Source organism: Terrabacter sp. 05T424, assembly GCF_056396225.1.
Map to the genome: position 1 here is coordinate 37,764 of NZ_JBFTLB010000003.1, position 19,357 is coordinate 57,120.

Genomic DNA, 19,357 nt, shown 5'->3' on the forward strand with positions numbered 1-19,357 from the left:
ATGCGCATCGTGCTCGGCAAGAGCGCGGCGACTCGGCTAGAGCACCTGTGAGAGGAAGCGCTGCAGGCGTTCGGTGCGCGGCGCCTCGAAGACGGCACCCGGCTCGCCGGACTCGACCACGCGGCCGTGGTCCATGAACAACACCTGCTGGGCGACGGACCGTGCGAAGCCCATCTCGTGGGTGACCACGATCATCGTCATGCCCTCGACGGCGAGGTCGGCCATCGTCGCGAGCACCCCCTTGACGAGCTCGGGGTCGAGGGCCGAGGTGGCCTCATCGAAGAGCATCACCTCGGGCTCCATCGCGAGGGCGCGGGCGATGGCGACCCGCTGCTGCTGGCCACCGGAGAGGTTCCCGGGACGAACGTCCGCCTTGTGCGCGAGGCCGACGCGGTCGAGGTGGACGAGGGCGCGCGCGGCTGCCTCGTCCTTCGTCAGGCCCTTGAGGCGCGTCAGCCCGAGGGTGATGTTGGCGCGAACCGTCTTGTGCGGAAAGAGGTTGAAGTGCTGGAACACCATGCCGACCCGCTGTCGCAGCACGTCCGGGTCGTCCGCGAGGACGCTGCGTCCGTCGAGCAGCACGTCGCCGCTGTCGGGTTCGAGCAGCCGGTTGACGACCCGGAGCAAGGTTGACTTGCCCGAGCCCGAGGGGCCGATCACGCAGGCGGTCGAGGCCGCAGGGACGTCGAGGTCGACGCCACGCAGCACGTGGTTGGAACCGAACGAGAGGTGGATGTCGCGGGTGGCGACGCCGACACCGCTCGTGGGCGTGCCGGTGCGCGACACGTCGGTCTCTCGGGTCTGCCGGGTCATCGGGTCTCCTGGCTGATCGCGAGCGGGCCGCTGGGCGCGAGATCGGTTGCGCCGTCGGGTCCCTCGGCTGCCGCGCCGTCAGCCCTGCGTCCGTCGCGCAGGCGCCGGTCGATGGCGTTGACGACGTGGGTCAGGGGCACGGTGATGAGCAGGTAGAAGAGCCCGGCGAGCACGAGCGCCGACTGGTTGCCGGTGTTGGCCGCAGCGTCCTGACCGATGCGGAACAGGTCGCGCTGGCTGGCGAGCAGGCCCAGGAAGTAGACCAGGGACGACTCCTTGATCAGGGCGATGAACTGGTTGACCAGGGCCGGCAGGACCCGTCGCACACCCTGTGGGATGACGACGAGCCGCATGCCCGACGGTCGGCTGAAGCCGAGGGCTCGTGCGGCCTCCAGCTGCCCGGTGTCGACGCTCTGGATGCCCGAACGGAAGATCTCGCCGATGTACGCGCTCGCGATGAGCGACAGGGCGAGGATGCCGAGGGGGTAGGGGTTCGGCCCCCAGATCCCGAGGCCCAACGGCGCGAGCCCGACGCCGATGAGCAGGATGGTCACGGCCGCGGGCAGCCCACGGAAGACGTCGGTGAAGACTCGTGCCGGCCACCGGAGCCATCGGCGCTGCGAGAGCCCGCAGACGGCGAGCACCATGCCGAGCACGGTGCCGATGAGTGCCGAGAAGAGGGCCAGGACGAGCGTGTTGGGCAGGCCGACGCGCAGCATGTCAGGCAGTGCTGCGCGCATCGCCTCAACGTCGAAGAACGTCTCCCACACGGTGTTCAGGGCATCCATCCGGCCCTCCTCCCGGGGTTGTCAGGTGCAGTCGGTCGTTACTCGGCGGCGGTGCCGCTGCCGGGCTTGAAGTCCGCCGGGATCTCACGGCCCGGGTAGTACTGCTTCTGCAGCTTGGCCCACGTGCCGTCGGCGACGACCTCGTCGATCGCCCTGTCCAGCGCGGCGCGCAGCTTGTCGTTGCCCGGCGCAACGGCATACGCCATGCCGCCCGGGTCGAGCTGCTTGGCCACCGAGAGGACCTTGCCACCCGAGTCGGCGGCGGTCTTCTCGCCGATCTCGGCGGGCGTGATCCAGGCGTCGGCGGTTCCGGCCTTCAGCTGGTTGAGGGCTGCGTTGTAGTCGGGGACGCGCACCGGGTTGAGGTTCGACCGCGTGGCGTAGTCGTCCTGGACGGTGCCCTGCACGACAGCCACGCGCTTGCCCGCGAGCTGGTCGAACGAGGTGATGGTGGAGCCCTTCGGCACGTCGAGGCCGAGGAAGCCGAAGTCGTACTTGTTGGTGAAGTCGACGGTCTTCTTGCGGGCCTCGGTGATGCTGATCGACGAGGACCCGACGTCGAACTTGCGCGTCTTGACCTGCGCGAGCAGCGAGCTGAACTCGGTGCCCACGAACTCGACCTTGAGGCCGAGCTTGCCCGCGACCGCGGTCAGGAGGTCGTTGTCGAAGCCGGTGAACGTGCCGTTCTTGAGGAAGACGTTCGGCGGGGCGTCCGTCAGCGTGCCGGCGCGCAGGACGCCGGGCTGCTGGAGCTCGTAGGGGTTGTCGGCGGAGCTCGCGCCCGCCGACGAACCGCCGCCGCACGCGGCGAGGGACAGGGCGGCGAGGGCGATGGCGGAGGCGGTCAGCGTCCGGCGGGACAGGTTCATGCGAGTTCCTTCTGGGATCGGGGCACGGCAGGGCGGAGCGCGCTGGGACAGGGGCGCGGCTCTGGCCTGCCCGCCGGCAGCGGTGCGCGGCGGGAGCGGGTGGCGCGTCGGGCTGGTGTCGCGGTCGACCCGCGTCCCGACTCGGGATGCGGCAGGCAGCCGCCCGAGGGGCGCTGCGGGAGGTTCGGCTCGCGAGCGCCTTTCGCGAACCTCACGTTATAGGAAGCCAAACGCCGAGTGATAACCGGTCCACCCCTCGGCACGACGGCCTCAAGAAAGACTCAAGGTTGCCGCCGTACCGTCGATCCCGTCGGGCCGCTTCGAGGGGGTGGAGCCGGTGGGGAACCTGACGTCGGTGCGCTGGGTGCGTGCCGCGGTGCTGTCGCTGCTCGTCGTGACGAGCACGCTCGCTGCCCACGTCGCGGGCGGGGGAGAGCTCCCCGATCTCTCCATGCTCCTGCCCGTGTGCGCGCTGGTGACTCTCTCGTCGGCAGCCCTGCTCCGTCGACCGTTGTCGTGGTGGTGGTCCGCGACGCTGCTCCTGACGGGGCAGACAGCGCTGCACGGTGCCCTCCAGCTGCTCCCCGTGCAGACGGTGACGGGCACACCTGGGCACCCTGCCGGAAGCACTGCCTTCCACCCGCACGCCGACACGGCCGTGACGGCACTGCGGGCGCTCACGGGATGGAGCGCCGACGCCCGGATGGTGGTGGCCCACCTCGGCGCCGCCCTGCTCGTCGGCGTGTGGCTGGCTGCGGGTGAGCGCGCACTCTGGTCGCTGGCCACCTTGGCGGCTCGCACGATGGCGACCGCCTGGCTGCGGCTGCGCCGGGCCCTGCGTGCATCGCTCGCCACCCCGTTGGTCCGTGCACGGCCGCGCCGCAGGACGTGGGCCGCTGTGGTCGTGCCACTCGCGATGGACTCGGCCCGGTCCGGCAACAGGCGGCGGGGTCCGCCGACGGGTGGCTTCGCCCGCTCCCTCTAGGCCCGTCGCATCTTGGCGTGTCGAAGGGGGCGTGGTGGAACGCCATTCCGCAACGAACCCTTTCGGACCTTCGCCAGAATCGAGCCTTGTCATGTTCCAGAAGTCACGAGTCACCCTGCGCCGCAACGTCACCCGCATCGGAGCGGGCGCGGGCATCGCCCTTGCCGCCACCTTTGCCCTGCCGGGCATCGCCTCGGCCCACGTGAGCATCCAGCCCGGGACCGTGGAAGGAGGCGAGGGCGCCGTCATCGCCGTCCGCGTGCCCAACGAGCGGGACGACGCGAGCACGACCCAGCTGCGCCTCGTCCTGCCCTCCGACAACCCCATCGGCTCGGTGCGCACCACCGAGATGCCGGGGTGGAAGGCGACCACCGCCACCCGCAAGCTGGCCACGCCCATCGACGTCTTCGGCCGCAAGGTCGACACGGTCGTCTCGCAGGTCACCTGGACGTCCACGGACGGCGTGGGCATCCGCCCAGGCCAGTACAAGGACTTCAACCTCAGCCTCGGGCCCCTGCCCGAGTCGGGCGAGCTCGTCTTCTCCGCGGTGCAGACGTACTCCGGCGGCCAGACCATCAGCTGGAACGAGGTGAGCGCCGACAAGACGACCGAGCCGGAGCACCCGGCCCCGGTCCTGCAACTCACCCCGGAGGCCGGCGCGACGGCCACGCCCGCTCCGACCGGCTCCGCCACCGGCTCAGGCACGAACGTCACGTCCGACGCGACCGGGGTCACGGCGGCCAGCAGCGCTCCCGCCGCGACTGCTTCAGGGAACGGCACCGCCTCGCTCGCCCTCTCGGGTGCCGCCCTGGTCGTCTCGCTCCTCGCGGCTGCCTTCGCCTGGCGCCGGGGCCGTGCCACGGGGCCCGTCACCGCAACGCCGATGACGGCGCCGAGCCACTCCTCGGAGCGGGCGACCGGGAGCGCACCAGAGCGAGCGTCGGAGGACGCGCGGCCCTGATCCGCGAGGAGGACGTCCCATGAGACGCACACGACGACTGTTGCGGCTGGTCCTGGTCGCTCTCGCGCTGACCTTCTCGGGAGTCGCCCTGGCAACACCGGCCTGGGCCCACGCCGAGCTGGTCAGCAGCACGCCCGCGAACGGGACGCGCCTCGAGGTGGCGCCCCGGTCGGTCGAGCTGACGTTCACCGAGTCGGTCGACCTCGTCGACGGCGGCCTGCGCCTGCTCGACGGCACCGGGTCGACGCTCGCCACGCCGGAGCCCGTCACCTCTGGTCACACGGTCACCTGGCCGATGCCGTCATCCCTGGCGAAGGGGGCCTACGTCGTGACGTGGCGCGTCGTCTCTTCGGACGGCCACCCCATCGACGGCGCCTTCACCTTCGGCGTCGGTGCCGCCCCGCCTGCGCTCCCGGACGCCGTCGGCGCCTCGTCCTCGGGTCAGGCCTCGACCGCGCCGGTCTACGTCGTGATGGCCCGGCTGGGCGGCCACCTGTCGCTCGCCGCGTTCGCGGGTGTGGCAGCCTTCCTGCTGTGGTGCGGAGCCAGCGCGCGTCACGACCCCGCCCTCGAGCGGATGGCGCGCGCGGGGATGGTCGGCGGCGCGGTGTTCGCCCTGGCGAGCCTGCTCGTCCAGGGACCCTATGCGGCGGGGCGGCCGCTCGCCGACCTCCTCGACCCGCAGCTGGTGCGGGCCACCCTGGGCACCTCGTTCGGGCTGGCCACCCTGTGGAGGGTTGCCCTGTACGGCCTCCTGGCGACCCTGGCCTGGCGGCTGCCGGCCATCACCGACGGGGCGCGGCGGCGCCTCGTCCCCGTCGTCACGGCCGGGGTCGCGGTGACGATCGCCGCATCGGGTCATGGGGCGGCCTCCGGCGCGCCCGTCGACCTGGCGGTCGTCGCCGTCCACGCCCTGACGGCGGCAACGTGGGTCGGTGGGCTTGCTGTCCTCGTCGTTGTGGGACGCTCCGTCGAACGACGGGCGCTGCTCGCCTTCTCACGGTTGGCCATGATCTCCGTCCTGACGCTGGTCGCGACGGGCGTGCTCAACTCGCTCCAGCACGTGCATGCGGTCGAGCAGCTCTTCCTGACGCGCTACGGGCTGCTCCTGCTGGGCAAGCTGGCGCTCGTGGCGAGCGCCCTCGGCGCCGCTGCCGTGTCACGGCGGCAGGTCGGCCGCAGCGCGACCCCCCTCCTCTCGGTGCGGGCCGAGGCGCTGCTCACCGTCTGTGTTCTCGTGGTCACGGCCGCCCTCGGCACGACGACACCACCACCGACGGTCGCCGCCGCGACCAGCAGCGGGCAGCAGGGCGCGCCGGCCCCGGTCGACGCCAACCGGCAGGTCAAGGTCTCCCTCGGCGACGGCCGCACGGCCCTGCTCGCCGTCCTGCCCGCCACGACGCGGGGCAGCACGCTGCGGGTCCTCGTGACGACCAGCACGGGCGCGCCGGCTGCCGTCAAGCGCGTCGAGCTCAAGCTGGGCAACCCGAAGCGGGGGGTGGGTGCCATCCCGGTTCCGCTCGTGCTGAAGGACGGGCTCTGGGAGGCGCGCTACACGTTCCCCCTGAGCGGCACGTGGAAGGCGACGCTGACCGTCGAGGACCCGAGCCTCAGGGCGGTGGTCGCCGGCGGCGACGTCGACATCGTGCCGTGACGCGGCGGACGCGTACGCGTACGCGTGGGCGAGGCGGACGCGTACGCGTGCGGTTGGGCTTGCGATCCCCGACCCCGACGCCGGCCGGAACGGCGACGGCGACCGGGGCTCCGCCCCGTCGGTGCCCTGTCGCATGACGACCCGCTGTGCGTGCACCGTGCTGACCGCCACGAGCCGGTCGGGCTGGTCGCCGTCGTTGGCGAGCGTCGTGAAGAGGCCGGTGTTCGTGCCGCCGAGAAGCTTGCGGTCCTCAGGGGCATCGATACGGGTGGCGAGCAGGCGGATGCGTCCCGCCTCGGCGTTGACGCTCGTGCCTCGAGCGGGGTTGGTGATCCTGGCCTGCACGGGGTCGGGCTGATACGTGCAGGCCCCGAGGGAGGCGACGGCGACCGTCAGGAGCGCGGCAGGCACGAGCGGACCGAACCTCATACAGGCACGGTAGGAGGCACTCGGGTCGACCGGGTCACCCTCAGCAGGTGATCGGGGCCCGGACGTACGCCGACGGCGGGCAGCGCTGCCGACTCCCTGCCCCTGGAGTCGGCAACGCCCACCTCCACCGTCGGGGCGCGGTCGCTGCCCGCAGCGCCCTCATCCGGTGGTCCTCACGCCCGTCTCGGGGTGCGGAGGCACAGGACAACGGTGCCACGCCGCCCCGCCCCGGGCGGGACATTCGCGCAAACCCCGATCGGGCCACTTGCACATTTCTTGGGACTTTCTTGCACCAATTCCGGCATTCGTGACCAACGCCCCATTTCGGCTGGTACACCTTGCACCAGCACCGGCGAGCCCCCGCGCCGGCCGACTCGATCAGGAGATCTCGCATGAGCGCACGGACGCTGGTTGCCGACGACACCGCCGTGACCGCGATGACCGGCAGTGAGCGTGCAGCGATGATCGAGCGCCTGACCCAGGCGTGCGCCACCAGCGTGGTGGCCCCCGTGCGCAGCCGCCGGAACCAGGCCAGCCAGACCGGCCGCTCGTCGGGCATGTGGCGCTGCCAGTAGCTGCTGTTGATGACCTACGCGGGCTGGTTCCGCGTCTGACGGTGACGCGGTCGTCCCACCGGGTACGCCACCGGTATGTCACCGACCCTCAGCGGCGACAGCCGCCAGCGCCCGACCAACACCGAACCTGAGTCTGAGCCGGACTCCCCGGCCGACCTGTCCAAGCCGTCCCTGCTCGCCGTCGTCAAGCGCGCCCGCCGCGAGTTCAAACGCGACAACCTGACCGACCTCGCGGCTTCCCTCACGTACTACGGGCTGCTGTCCATCGCGCCGGCCCTCGTGGTCCTCGTCGCCGCGCTCGGCCTGCTCGGCCGCGACGCCACGGCGCAGGTGATCGACCAGGTCCAGGCGGTGGCGCCCGGATCGAGTGCCGAGTTCGTCCGCACCCTCATCGGGCAGGCCCAGGCCAACCGGACCGGCGCCGGGCTCGGCGCCGTCATCGGTCTGCTCGTCGCACTGTGGTCGGCATCCGGCTACGTGTCGGCCTTCATGCGCGCCTCCAACGTCATCTACGACATCCCGGAAGGCCGCCCGATCTGGAAGACGGTCCCGATCCGGGTGGGGGTGACCGTCTTCGCCGTCGTCGTCATGGTGGTCAGCGCCGTCATCGTCGTCGTGAGCGGTCCGGTGGCACGGCAGATCGGCCAGCTCGTCGGCGCCGGCGACACCGGGCTGCTGCTCTGGAACGTCCTCAAGTGGCCCGTGCTGCTGCTGCTCGTCTCGGTGCTGTTCGCGGTGCTCTTCTGGGCAAGCCCAAACGCCCGACAGGGGGGTGTGAAGTGGATCAGCCCCGGTGGCATCATCGCGGTGCTCATCTGGCTCGTCGTGTCGGGTCTCTTCGCGGTGTACGTCGCCTACTTCTCGTCCTACAACAAGACGTACGGCTCACTCGCGGGTGTCGTCGTCTTCCTCGTCTGGCTGTGGCTCACCAACATCGCCATCCTGCTCGGCGCGGAGGTCAACGCCGAGCTGGACCGCGGTCGCGCCATCGCGGCGGGTGTGCCGGAGGACCTCGAGCCGTTCGCGGAGCCCCGCGACACCCGTTCGATGACCGACCTCGACAAGCAGGCCGTGGCGGAGGCGGAGCAGCGCCGACAGCACCGACCCAACTGACCCAGTTGACCGCACTCTCGGCGAGAGGGCCCGACGGGCCCGTGACCCGGACGGGTTGGCCGTCGTTGTCCGGACAGGCGGCGACGGCGGGAGGCGTCCGATGGGAGATGGCGACAGGTGCACGGCGGCTGGGCGCGACCCCGAATGCTCCTGCTGGACGTGGCCGGCCGCCGAGCTCGACCGGCGGCTGGCCGGCTCGTCGAGGTCGGGACGCGCGCGACGCCGCCAGCTGAGGCGTGCCGTGTGCCGTCCCGTCGACGGTGGTCGCCGCCACCGGCCGCGGCCGACCGCCTGACGCGGCCGGCGCGCTGTTGCTCGTCGCCCGGGTTCGGCCGGGGCGTCATGGTTAGGTGTTCACATGCGCGTGACTCATCTCGGACATGCCTGCCTCCTCGTCGAGCTCGCCGATCGGCGCATCCTCATCGATCCGGGCAGCTTCTCGACCGGCTTCGAGCAGCTCACCGACCTCGACGCGATCCTGGTGACGCACAACCACGCCGACCACTTCGACGCCGACCGGGCGGCGGCCCTCGTGCGAGCCAACCCGTCGGCCACCGTCCACACCGACCCCCTCACGGCCCGGAAGCTCCGTGACGAGGGACTCTCGGCGGTCCCCTCGACGCAGGGCGAGGACTTCGCCGTCGGCGACGTACGGGTGAGCCCGGTCGGTGAGCTCCACGCGTTCAACCACCCCGACATGCCGCGCATCCCCAACATCGGCGTGGTGCTGCGTGCCGACGGGGAGCCGTCCCTGTTCCACCCCGGTGACGCCTACGACGCCGAGCCCGGCCACGTCGACGTGCTGGCCCACCCGCTCAGCGCCCCGTGGGCTGCGAGCCGCGACTCGATCGCGTTCGTCAGTCGCATCGCACCCAAGGTCTTCATCCCCATCCACGACGCCCTGCTCAGCGACGTGGGGCACCGGATGTACTCCGGTCACATCGAGCAGTTCGCCGGTGTCGAGGGCCTGACGTACACCCCGCTCCGCGACGAAGAGTCCGCAACGTTCTGACTGCACTCAGGGGCCTGCATTGAGTGACGCCATGGACCTGCCTGCGCCGCAAGGCGGCCCGACCGAAGGTCCGGCCATTGCCATGCGCGGGCTCGGCAAGCGCTTCGGCGATCTCGTCGCGGTCAGGGGCATCGACCTCGACGTCCCGCGAGGCTCGTTCTTCGGACTCGTCGGCCCCAACGGGGCCGGCAAGACCACCACGCTGTCGATGGTCACGGGCCTGCTGCGGCCCGACGCAGGGCACGCGTACGTGCTGGGCCGAGACGTGTGGGACGACCCCGTCGCCGCCAAGCGGCTGATCGGGGTCCTGCCCGACGGGCTCAGGCTCTTCGACCGCCTCACCGGTCTCCAGCTGATCACGTATGCCGGACTGTTGCGCGGCATGCCGCGCCAGCTCGCGTCCGAGCGGGCCACCGAGCTCGTGGCCGCCCTCGGGCTGACGGAGGCGCAGGGCAAGCTCGTCGTCGACTACTCGGCGGGGATGACCAAGAAGCTGGCGCTCGCCTCGGCCCTCGTCCACGCTCCCAGGGTGCTGGTCCTCGACGAGCCGTTCGAGGCCGTCGACCCCATCTCGGCTGCCACGATCCGCCGGATCCTCTCTGGCTACGTCGAGTCCGGCGGCACCGTCGTGCTGTCGAGCCACGTCATGGATCTCGTCGAGCGCACGTGCACGCACGTGGCGGTGATCTCGGACGGGGTCGTGCTCGCGGCCGGTGAGCTCGACACGGTGCGTGAGAGTCGGTCACTGGAGGAGCGGTTCGTCGACCTCGTGGGCGGCCCAACCGAGGTGGTGGGTCTGTCGTGGTTGGGCATCTCGTCCGACTGAAGCTGGCGCTGCTGCGAAACATGTTCCGCCGCAGCAGAACCCAGGCGATGGGCGCCGTCGTGGGCATCGTCTACTTCTCGATTCTCGTGGCCGGCCTCGCGGTGATCGTCGGGTCCTTCCGTGGCTCCCTCGGCGCTGCGCAGGTGGTGATCCCGCTGGCTGGGGCGGCCGGCACCGTGCTCTGGACCGTGCTCCCGCTGTTCTCGTTCGGCTCCGACCCGACGCTCGACCCCGGTCGGTTCGCCACCTACTCGGTGCCGCACCGCGACCTCGTCGTGGGCCTGATCGTCGCGGCGCTGGTGAGCCTCCCGTCGATCGCGTCGATCGTGCTGGCCGCGGGAGTCGTCTTCGCCTGGTCGCACACGCTCGCGTCGACCCTCGTCGCCGTCGCCTCGACCGCGGTCGGGCTGCTCACGGCCATCACCACGAGCCGGTGGGTCTGCGCGCTGCTGACGAACGCCCTATCGAGCCGCCGCGGGCGTGACGTCATCGGGGTGCTGGGCCTCGTCCTCTTCGGGTTTGCCGCGCCGGCGATCAGGATCCTCACGAACCTCGGAGGCGGACTCGGGCAGGCCGCGGGCACGGTGTCCGGGGTGGTCGCGTGGTCGCCGCTCGGCTGGGCGTGGGCGGCACCGGGTGACGTGGCCGTGGGCCGACCGCTCATCGGCGCCGTCCGGTTCGCCCTTGCCGTGGCTCTGCTCGCCGTCGTCGTCGCCTTGTGGTCGAGGGTCCTGCGTGCGCAGGTCGAGAACCCAAGAGCAGTCTCGCGCTCCGACTCCGGCGCCTCCGCCGGCGACGACCTCGGGCTGCTCGTCCGCCTCCCGGGAACTGCGTGGGGTGCTGTGGCCGCGCGCGTCCTGACCTCGTGGACGCGCGACCCGCGCTACCAGACCAGCATGGCGATGACACCGGTGCTTCCCCTGACCCTCCTCATCCCGTTCTTCACGAGCGACATGACGTGGCCGCCCCTGCTGATGGGACCGCTCCTGGCCTTCCTCATCGGGTGGAGCGGACACAACGCCGTGTCCTACGACTCCGACGCCCTGTGGCTGCACGTCGTCGCCGGCACGACGGGCACGGACGACCGCCGGGGCCGGGCCGTCCCCGACCTGCTCCTGGCGCTCGTCCTGGTCCCCGCGTACACCCTTGTCGGAGTGGGCGTCACCGGCCACTGGGGGCTGGCTCCCGCGGCCTTCGGCGTGTCCGCGGCGTTGCTGGGTGCCGGGATCGCCGTCTCGAGCGTCATGAGCGTCGCGCTGCCCTACCCGGTTCCCGAGCCGGGAGCGAGTCCCTTCGGCACGCCGCCGGGGGCGGCCGGCATCGCGATCGTGGCGCAGTCGCTCGCGAGCATCGCGACGCTGGTGCTCTCGTCCCCGGCGCTGCTCCTCGCCGGTACCGCCTGGGATGATGGCAGTGGGGGCCCGGGCTGGGCCTCGTGGGGGACAGCGCTGGTGGGCCTCGCCCTCGGGTCCGTGGTGGCCGTGGTGGGAACCGGGGTGGGAGCCCGCATCTACGACCGCCGGGCGCCGGAGCTGCTGTCCTCTCTCCGCCGCACCTGACGGGCCTGGTCGGCCGCACCCGACGTACGAGTTGAGCCGTAATGTCCGAATTGTTCACTGTCGCAATCGATCCGGCGCAGCTCACGCGAAGCAATTTTCTTGTTTTGCGTCGGCTGTGATGTGACTGAGAGCACACTGCAGATCAGACAACAGCAAGGAAGGAAGCGGGGGACAGAGGGGCCTTTGGCTCCCTGGGGGAACGAGTCGCGGGGGCGACACCCAGACCGCAAGCAGCCGTGGGGGACACGTAGGCGCGCGGACGATGGGTCATGCCATGCCGTTCCTCCAGGAACAGCCTGAGGGGTTGTGCGCAGATGGTCTGCCAGTGCCCGGCACTGCCGCCAACGCACGCGACACACCGCTCCGAACGTCTCCCGCCGAGGGTCTTGGGTGGTGCTCCGTGCACCATCCGGGCCGAGGGGTAGCCGACGAGCTCGGCCACCCCGGCGGGGAACCGGGCGACGTAGTCCGGGCGACATGGGCGGGGAGGGCCGATGAGCGCAGTGGTGAGCGACGCGATCGCCGTGCACGAAGCGATCGCTGTCCAGCTCCTGGGCGGGGTGAGCGTGCGCGTGGACGACCGCGAGATGGGCCCCCGCGACATCGGTGGCACCAAGGTCCGGCACCTGCTGCTCGCCCTGCTGTTCGCGGACGGTGTGCCGGTCCCGAAGGACGACCTGATCTCCATGCTGTGGCCGGGTGAGCGTGGATCTGCTTGCGGCGCAACGTTGGAGACGTACATCTGCCTCTTGCGCAAGCGGCTACGTCCGGCTGGCTCTCCGCGATGGAGCCCGATCGAGACGGGCTCGGGGTGCTACCGGCTCGACGCCGACATCGTCGACCTCGACCTGCATCGCCACCGTCGCCTCGTCGAACGTGCGTTGTCGCAGGCCGACAACGAGGCGGCCCTGGTGCAGCTGCGGTCGTCGCTCTCGCAACTGCTGCGCCCGTTCCTTCCCGGAGAGGGAGATGCGGCCTGGCTCGAGGACGCACGGTGGCGCCACGGGCGACAGCTGCGCGCCTGGCTCGTCGCCGCAGCCGAGAAGGTCGTCGACGTCGCACCGGCGGATGCCGCCACGTGGGCGCGTGCCGCGATCGAGCTCGACCCGCTCGATGAGAGCGCCTGGTGGGCCCTGCTGCGCAGCGCCGAGGTCCAGGGCCGGCACGCCGACGGCCTGCGGTCCTACGAGCAGTGTCGTCGACACCTTGCCGACGAGCTCGGCTGCCAGCCGGGCCCGCGGCTCCAGGAGATCTACACCCGGCTGCTCGGGGGCCCGTCCGAGACGGCGCCGGACCTGGCCCAGCTCATCGAGTCGGTCATCTGTCTCTACGTCACCATCGCGGGCGAGACGCCCACCCTGGTTGCCGGCCTGCCGACCGGCGCCGGCGCCGGCGGTCCTTCCGTCGAGGACGCCCGCCGCAACATCGACGCGTTGCTCCGGGGCCTGTCCCGCGCCGACGCCGTCACCCCGACACGCGCCGACTCGCGCGTGCGGCCCCTCACCCGCGGGCGCCGACCGGCGCCCCCTGTCAACAACTCACAACGCCAAACAGCAGTTCTCACGAGATAGGGATGCCATGAACTGGATCACTGGCAGGTCACCCGGAGTGCCGAAGACACGGTCCCTCTGGGGTGTGCGCCGACAAGTCGGCGCCGCGTGGCATCCGACGGTGGCCACGCGTTTCCGTCGTGTCGCCGCGGCCTCGGCCGTGGCCATCCCGATGGCCATGCTCGCCCCCTCGGCCTCGCTCATGGCGAGCGCCGCGGTGGCCCCCGTCGGCCAGGGCTTCACGGTGACGCCGTCCGACCTGGCGTTCATCCTCAAGCAGATCAAGATCGCCGAGCAGCACGCAGCCACACTCACGGCGGCCAACCCCTGTGGCACCCTCGTCGGCCCGGGACCCAACCAGATCCCCGACCGGCTCTCGGCCTACGGCCTGCGTACCGTCGACGGTTCGTGCAACAACCTCTTCCCGGGCCGCGAGACCTTCGCCGCAGCCGACCAGCCGTTCCCACGGCTGACCACGGCGAAGTTCCGGAACGCCGAGGCCAGCCCGAACAACTTCTTCGGGCCCGGCAGCGGTGTCATCCCGGCGAACGGCGGCTACACGCAGAAGCTCAACAACAACCTCGTGTTCGACACGCAGCCGCGTGTCATCAGCAACCTCATCGTCGACCAGACGTCGACCAACCCGGCAGCCGTGCAGGCCGCCGGGTTCCCCGTGCGCACCCAGGGCAACGCGGGTGTCGTGCCGTGCACCACCGACCCCGACCCTGCGGCGGTGCCGCCTGTTGTCGGGGTGCCGGCCGGCTGCACGCCGTCGCACAAGACCCTCTTCATCCCGAACGTGACGACTGACGTCGGCCTCTCGCCGCCGTACAACTCGCTGTTCACCTTCTTCGGCCAGTTCTTCGACCACGGCGTCGACCAGACGGTCAAGAGCGGAGGCACGGTCTTCGTGCCGCTCCGCGCAGACGACCCGCTGCGCACCCTCGGCCCGGACGGCAAGGCCGGCACCGGTGACGAGGTGCCCGCGAGCCAGGCCTTCATGGTGCTGACCCGAGGCCAGAACCAGCCCGGCCCTGACGGCGTGCTCGGCACGTCCGACGACGTCCAGGACGCCAACAACACGGACTCGCCCTGGGTCGACCAGAGCCAGACCTACACCTCGCACCCCTCGCACCAGGTCTTCCTGCGCGAGTACGTGCTCAACAACGTCGGACGTCCCGTCTCGACCGGCAAGCTCCTCGGCGGGCTCGCGGCCGGTGAGCAGTACGCCGGCTCGCCCGACGGGCGCGAGGGCATCGGCACGTGGAAGTCGGTCAAGCAGCAGGCTGCTGCGATGCTGGGCCTCCGGCTCACCGACGCCGACGTGACGAACATCCCGATGCTCGCCACCGACCCCTACGGCAAGTTCATCCCGGGCCCGGCCCGTGGCCTGCCGCAGTACGTCACGGCCACCGGTCTGGTCGAGGGCAACATCGCGGCCCCCGTGCCGGTCCCGGCGAACGCGCGCCATTTCGACACGCCGTTCCTCACGGACATCGCGCACAACGCGGACCCGAGCCCGGTGGACACGGACAACAACCCGGCCACCCCGCCGGTGGCGCCGGTTCCGGACGCCGACGGGGTGCCCTCGGCGAACTTCGCCGCGCAGCCGGCCGGCACGTACGACGACGAGATGCTCGACATGCACTTCTCCTGTGGCGACGGTCGCTGCAACGAGAACATCGCGCTGAGCTCGATCCACCAGATCTTCCACTCGGAGCACGACCGCCTCGTCGACGACATCAAGAACACCCTGACGAACGACGCGTCGCCCGCGGGCGTCGCCGCGCTCGCCGAGTGGAAGACCGCCGCCGGTGCCGCAGGGTGGAACGGCGAGCGCCTGTTCCAGGCCGCCCGGTTCGTCACCGAGATGGAGTACCAGCACCTGGTCTTCGAGGAGTTCGGCCGCAAGATGCAGCCGCTCATCCGTCCGTTCCACGTCTACAACCCCGACGTGAACGCGGCGATCCCGGCTGAGTTCGCCCACGCGGTCTACCGCTTCGGTCACTCCATGCTCGACGACCAGGTTGCTCGCACGAACGTCCTCACCGGGGCGGACAACAGCCTTCCGCTGCTGACGGCCTTCCTCAACCCACCGGAGTACTACAACGGTGGCGGTCAGGGCATCACGGGCACGTTGACACCACAGCAGGCGGCCGGACAGATCATCATGGGCTCGGCCGACCAGGTCGGCAACGAGCTCGACGAGTTCGTCACCGAGACGCTGCGCAACAACCTGCTCGGGCTGCCGCTCGACCTGGCCGCGATCAACATGACGCGCGCCCGGTCCGAGGGCATCCCGCCGCTCAACGACGTGCGGCGTCAGATCTTCGCGCAGACGAACGACGGCCAGCTGGCGCCCTACACCAGCTGGACGGACTACGGGCAGCACATGAAGCACCACGCGTCCCTGGTCAACTTCGTCGCCGCCTACGGCACGCACCCGACGATCCGCGACTCGGGTCCTGACGGAGTGCTGGGCAACGCCGACGACGTGACCACCCTGGCCGCGAAGCGGGCAGCGGCGCAGCTCATCGTCGACCCGCCGGCAGGCTCAGTTCCGCCCGCCGACGCAGCCGACTTCATGTTCAGCACCGGTGCGTGGGCGACGCCTGCCAGCGGTGTGACGACCACGGGCCTCGACAGCGTCGACCTGTGGGTCGGTGGCCTCGCCGAGGTGACCAACCTCTTCGGTGGCCTGCTCGGGAGCACGCACAACTACGTGTTCCAGACGTCCATGGAGAACCTGCAGGACTTCGACCGGCTGTACTACCTCAACCGCACGCCGGGCATGAACCTGCGCACCCAGCTCGAGGGCAACAGCTTCTCCGAGATGATCCAGCGCAACACGGACGGCACCAACTCGCTCAAGTCCGATGCCTTCGGCACGGCCGACTGCAAGTTCCAGATGTCGTTCCTGAACCTGCCGACGAGCTCTCCGAACACGCTCGTGCGTGCGGCGACTCCCACCGTCCCGGCCAGCATCACCGGCGCGGGGTCCGTCGTGGACGACCCGAACACACCCGACTGTGACGAGAACCTGCTCCTGCTGAAGCAGCCGAACGGCACCATCCAGTACCGCTCCGTCAACGCTGTCGACCCACCTGGCATCAACGGCCAGAGCGTCTACAACGGCACCACGGCCGTCGACCGCATCAACGGCGGCAATGACAACGACACCTTCTGGGGTGGCGCAGGCAACGACGTCATCGAGGGCAACGGCGGCGACGACGTGGCGCTCGGCGGCGACGGCAACGACATCATCACCGACCTGAGCGGTGCTGACGTCCTCAAGGGCGGTCCCGGCAACGACGCCATCGACGGAGGAATCGGCGACGACATCTTCATGGGTGGCGACGGCCAGGACTTCATCAACGGCGGCGCCAACGACAACGAGACGTTCGCCGGTCCCGGCAACGACTTCATCATCGCCGGCCAGGGTGCCGACGCCGTCTTCGGTGACGGTGGCGACGACTGGATCCAGGGCGGTTCGGGCCAGGACCTGCTCCAGGGCGACCACGGCGCACCGTTCTTCGACGACCCGGGCCAGGTCGCGCCGGGCAACGACATCTTCGTCGGTCAGGTCGGTGAGAACGACTACGACGCCGAGGGTGGCGACGACATCATGTCCCAGAACGCGGCCGTCGACCGGAACGCCGGTGCAGCCGGCTTCGACTGGGCGACCCACCAGTACGACACCGTGGGTGCGGACGACGACATGGAGATCAACAACAACCTCGTCGGCGTGCCGATCCAGGTGGTTGTCAACCGTGACCGTTGGCAGGAGGTGGAGGCCAACTCCGGCTCCGCGTTCAACGACGTCATCAAGGGCACGAGCACGGCACCGATCACCATCGGTGGCGCAGGCTTCGCGGGCTGCGACGTGCTCGACCAGGCCGGCCTCAACCGGATCAGCGGCCTCCAGCCGCTGCTGCCCGCCCTCACGGGTGACGCGGCTCCGGTCATCGCGGCCTCGGCCGCCGGGTTCTGCCCGGTGACCGGTCCGGTCTGGGGCGACGGCGACATCCTCATCGGCGGTGCCGGCAACGACACCCTCGAGGGACGCGGCGCCGACGACATCATCGACGGCGACAAGGCCCTCACGGTGAGGATCAGCGTCCGCAACGCCGCAGGCGTCGAGCTCGGTTCGACCGACCTCATGGAGCGCACCGCCCAGACCGGCACCTTCGGTCCGGGAACCGCGGGCATGACCCTGCAGCAGGCGGTCTTCGCCGGTCTTGTCGACCCGGGCAACCTGGTCGCCGTCCGTCAGATCACCGCAGCCACGGCCGCTCCGGACTGCTCGGCCACCGCGCCGGCTCCGACGGCGACCTCGGTCAACTGCGACACCGCCGTGTTCAGCGGGCCGCTGTCCAACTACAGCATCACGTCCGTCGCCGCCTCCGGCACGACGCTCGCGAGCATCCGGGTCACCCAGACCGGTGCGAACGTGGCCGGGCAGAAGGTCAGTGACGGCATCGACACCCTGCGCAACATCGAGCTGCTGAAGTTCTCCGACGGGACGGTGCCGCTCACGGTGCCGAACGCGCCGACGAACGTCACGGCAACGGCCAGCGCAGGCGCCACCACCACTGGTACGGCCACGGTCAACTTCACCGCTCCGGCGGCGACGGCCTCGCCGATCACCAGCTTCACCGTGGTCGTGCGGAATGGCGCAACCGTGGTCCAGACGATCACCGGCATCCCCGCGACGGCGACGAGCCGCGTGGTCACCGGACTGGCCAACGGCACGACGGTCACGCTGTCGGTGAGCGCGGTCACCGCGCTCGGCAACGGCCCCGAGGGCACGTCCAACGCGGTCACGCCGCGTGGTCTCGCCGGAGCGCCCACGGGAGTGGCGGCAACCGCCGGCAACGCCCAGGCGACGGTCAACTGGGTCGCACCCGCGGCTGATGGCGGTTCGCCGATCACGGGTTACACCGTCGTCGTCCGGCGTGGTGCCACGACGGTGAGCACGAACACGGTCGCCGCAACCCTGCGGACCTTCACGGCCACCGGGCTCACCAACGGGGCTGCACACACGTTCACGGTCTCCACGGTGAACGCCTTCGGGCCCTCGACGGCCGTGACCTCCAACACGGTCACTCCGGTCGGCGGCGTGCCCGGCGCACCGACGAACGTGACCGCGTCGGCGACGTCAGGTGCGACGACTACTGGCGCAGCGACGATCAACTGGGCAGCTCCGGCGCCCAACGGCAGCGGCCCGATCACGAGCTACACCGTCGTGATCCGAGTCGGCACCACCGTGGTGCGCACGGTCACGGGGATCGCCCCCACGGCCACGAGCAGCACGCAGACCGGGCTGTCGAACGGCAACACGTACACGCTGTCGGTCAACGCGGTCAACGCGGCCGGTGCGGGTCCGGCGGTCACGTCGGCCGCCCTCACCCCGCGCGGTCTGCCCGGCACGCCCACCGGCGTCACGGGCACCCCGGGGCCGAACGTGGTCACGGTGGGGTGGGTCGCTCCGAGCAACGGAGGATCGGCCATCCTGCGGTACGAGATCGTGATCACGCGTAACGCCGGCACGGTCAACGTCGGCACCGTCACGGCTGCTCCGACTGCCACGTCGTTCGCAGTCACCGGGATCTCGAACGGGTTGCTGTACACCTTCCGCGTTCGGGCGGTCAACGCCCTCGGAACGGGTGCACTCTCGACCGCGGTCTCGGCCACGCCGCGAACGGTGCCAGGTGCACCGGTCATCGGCACCGCTGCCTCGGGCGCTGTGGGTGGCGCCGTCACGGCGACGGCCAACTGGACGGCTCCGGCCGCCACGGGCGGCTCACCGATCACCGGTTACCGGGTGTCGGCGTTCCGCATGGCAGCAGACGGCGTCACGGTGGTCGGCGCGCCGACCGTGGTGACCGTGGCGTCGACGCTCCGCACCGCTGCAGTGACGCTGGCCTCCGGCAACTACCGGTTCAGCGTGCAGGCGGTCAACGTCGCCGGCAACAGCGTGGCCTCCGCGAGGTCCAACCTCGTGACGGCCCGGTGAGCCGGGTGGGGGCCCTGCCCGCCAGAGCCCCCACCGCCTGACACAGCACGACCGGGTGCCCCGGGTCCACACGGACCCGGGGCACCCGGCTGTATGCGTGGCGCGAGCACCCCTGTGCCGCAGTCAAACTCCGCACGTCGTATGCCGTATGCCGTACCTGCGGTCCCGCAGTACCGGCCCTCGATACCCTCGGGAAGACTCGCTCCC

Annotated in this window: 13 protein-coding genes; 10 read left to right on the top strand and 3 right to left on the bottom strand. The window is 70.8% G+C overall.

The window, feature by feature from the left end; genetic code table 11:
* Window positions 1-36: 36 nt before the first annotated feature.
* Genes AC1DE0_RS09395 through AC1DE0_RS09405 form a run of 3 tightly spaced genes read right to left on the bottom strand, consistent with a single transcriptional unit; the run spans window position 37 to window position 2,470 of the window.
* The gene (locus tag AC1DE0_RS09395; protein ID WP_478099664.1) at window positions 37-813 is read right to left on the bottom strand and encodes an amino acid ABC transporter ATP-binding protein; all 777 of its coding nucleotides are present in this window, start codon (window positions 811-813) and stop codon (window positions 37-39) included.
* The gene (locus AC1DE0_RS09400) at window positions 810-1,601 is read right to left on the bottom strand and encodes an amino acid ABC transporter permease (RefSeq protein ID WP_478099666.1); all 792 of its coding nucleotides are present in this window, start codon (window positions 1,599-1,601) and stop codon (window positions 810-812) included. The genes AC1DE0_RS09395 and AC1DE0_RS09400 overlap by 4 nt, the downstream gene beginning before the upstream one ends.
* A 38-nt stretch (window positions 1,602-1,639) precedes the next feature.
* Window positions 1,640-2,470: an ABC transporter substrate-binding protein gene (locus AC1DE0_RS09405; protein ID WP_478099668.1), complete on the bottom strand. Its 831-nt coding sequence runs from the start codon at window positions 2,468-2,470 to the stop codon at window positions 1,640-1,642.
* A gap of 337 nt (window positions 2,471-2,807) precedes the next feature.
* On the opposite strand from AC1DE0_RS09405, the gene AC1DE0_RS09410 reads away from it, so the two are divergent.
* The 10 genes from AC1DE0_RS09410 to AC1DE0_RS09455 all read left to right on the top strand — a co-directional run bounded on the left by AC1DE0_RS09410 (window position 2,808) and on the right by AC1DE0_RS09455 (window position 19,150).
* Window positions 2,808-3,455, top strand: a complete 648-nt coding sequence (locus tag AC1DE0_RS09410; protein ID WP_478099669.1) for a hypothetical protein — start codon at window positions 2,808-2,810, stop codon at window positions 3,453-3,455.
* 91 nt (window positions 3,456-3,546) lie between these two features.
* Window positions 3,547-4,416 carry a YcnI family copper-binding membrane protein gene (locus AC1DE0_RS09415; RefSeq protein WP_478099671.1) on the top strand — a complete coding sequence of 290 codons (870 nt, stop codon included), beginning with the start codon at window positions 3,547-3,549 and terminating at the stop codon, window positions 4,414-4,416.
* 19 nt (window positions 4,417-4,435) lie between these two features.
* Entirely contained in the window at window positions 4,436-6,070 is a 1,635-nt protein-coding gene (locus tag AC1DE0_RS09420) for a copper resistance CopC/CopD family protein (RefSeq protein ID WP_478099674.1), read from the top strand.
* An 821-nt stretch (window positions 6,071-6,891) separates the two neighbouring features.
* Window positions 6,892-7,074 (top strand): hypothetical protein, encoded by a 183-nt coding sequence (locus tag AC1DE0_RS09425; RefSeq protein WP_478099676.1) that lies wholly within the window; start codon window positions 6,892-6,894, stop codon window positions 7,072-7,074.
* Window positions 7,075-7,149: 75 nt separating this feature from the next.
* Window positions 7,150-8,187: a YihY/virulence factor BrkB family protein gene (locus tag AC1DE0_RS09430; protein ID WP_478099678.1), complete on the top strand. Its 1,038-nt coding sequence runs from the start codon at window positions 7,150-7,152 to the stop codon at window positions 8,185-8,187.
* Window positions 8,188-8,545: 358 nt separating this feature from the next.
* Window positions 8,546-9,199 (top strand): MBL fold metallo-hydrolase, encoded by a 654-nt coding sequence (locus tag AC1DE0_RS09435; protein WP_478099680.1) that lies wholly within the window; start codon window positions 8,546-8,548, stop codon window positions 9,197-9,199.
* A 31-nt stretch (window positions 9,200-9,230) separates the two neighbouring features.
* Window positions 9,231-10,025 (top strand): ABC transporter ATP-binding protein, encoded by a 795-nt coding sequence (locus AC1DE0_RS09440; protein ID WP_478099681.1) that lies wholly within the window; start codon window positions 9,231-9,233, stop codon window positions 10,023-10,025.
* A gap of 47 nt (window positions 10,026-10,072) precedes the next feature.
* On the top strand, window positions 10,073-11,584 hold the full coding sequence (locus AC1DE0_RS09445; protein ID WP_478099683.1) for a hypothetical protein: 1,512 nt from the start codon (window positions 10,073-10,075) through the stop codon (window positions 11,582-11,584).
* Window positions 11,585-12,078: 494 nt separating this feature from the next.
* On the top strand, window positions 12,079-13,155 hold the full coding sequence (locus AC1DE0_RS09450) for an AfsR/SARP family transcriptional regulator (protein WP_478099686.1): 1,077 nt from the start codon (window positions 12,079-12,081) through the stop codon (window positions 13,153-13,155).
* A gap of 100 nt (window positions 13,156-13,255) precedes the next feature.
* Window positions 13,256-19,150: a peroxidase family protein gene (locus tag AC1DE0_RS09455; protein ID WP_478099688.1), complete on the top strand. Its 5,895-nt coding sequence runs from the start codon at window positions 13,256-13,258 to the stop codon at window positions 19,148-19,150.
* The last annotated feature ends 207 nt before the right edge of the window (window positions 19,151-19,357 follow it).

Coding starts and splice junctions, on each gene's coding strand:
- AC1DE0_RS09395 (WP_478099664.1), bottom strand. CDS start 813: ATGACCCGGCAGACCCGAGAGACCGACGTGTCGCGCACCGGCACGCCC.
- AC1DE0_RS09400 (WP_478099666.1), bottom strand. CDS start 1,601: ATGGATGCCCTGAACACCGTGTGGGAGACGTTCTTCGACGTTGAGGCG.
- AC1DE0_RS09405 (WP_478099668.1), bottom strand. CDS start 2,470: ATGAACCTGTCCCGCCGGACGCTGACCGCCTCCGCCATCGCCCTCGCC.
- AC1DE0_RS09415 (WP_478099671.1), top strand. CDS start 3,547: ATGTTCCAGAAGTCACGAGTCACCCTGCGCCGCAACGTCACCCGCATC.
- AC1DE0_RS09420 (WP_478099674.1), top strand. CDS start 4,436: ATGAGACGCACACGACGACTGTTGCGGCTGGTCCTGGTCGCTCTCGCG.
- AC1DE0_RS09425 (WP_478099676.1), top strand. CDS start 6,892: ATGAGCGCACGGACGCTGGTTGCCGACGACACCGCCGTGACCGCGATG.
- AC1DE0_RS09430 (WP_478099678.1), top strand. CDS start 7,150: ATGTCACCGACCCTCAGCGGCGACAGCCGCCAGCGCCCGACCAACACC.
- AC1DE0_RS09435 (WP_478099680.1), top strand. CDS start 8,546: ATGCGCGTGACTCATCTCGGACATGCCTGCCTCCTCGTCGAGCTCGCC.
- AC1DE0_RS09440 (WP_478099681.1), top strand. CDS start 9,231: ATGGACCTGCCTGCGCCGCAAGGCGGCCCGACCGAAGGTCCGGCCATT.
- AC1DE0_RS09445 (WP_478099683.1), top strand. CDS start 10,073: ATGGGCGCCGTCGTGGGCATCGTCTACTTCTCGATTCTCGTGGCCGGC.
- AC1DE0_RS09450 (WP_478099686.1), top strand. CDS start 12,079: ATGAGCGCAGTGGTGAGCGACGCGATCGCCGTGCACGAAGCGATCGCT.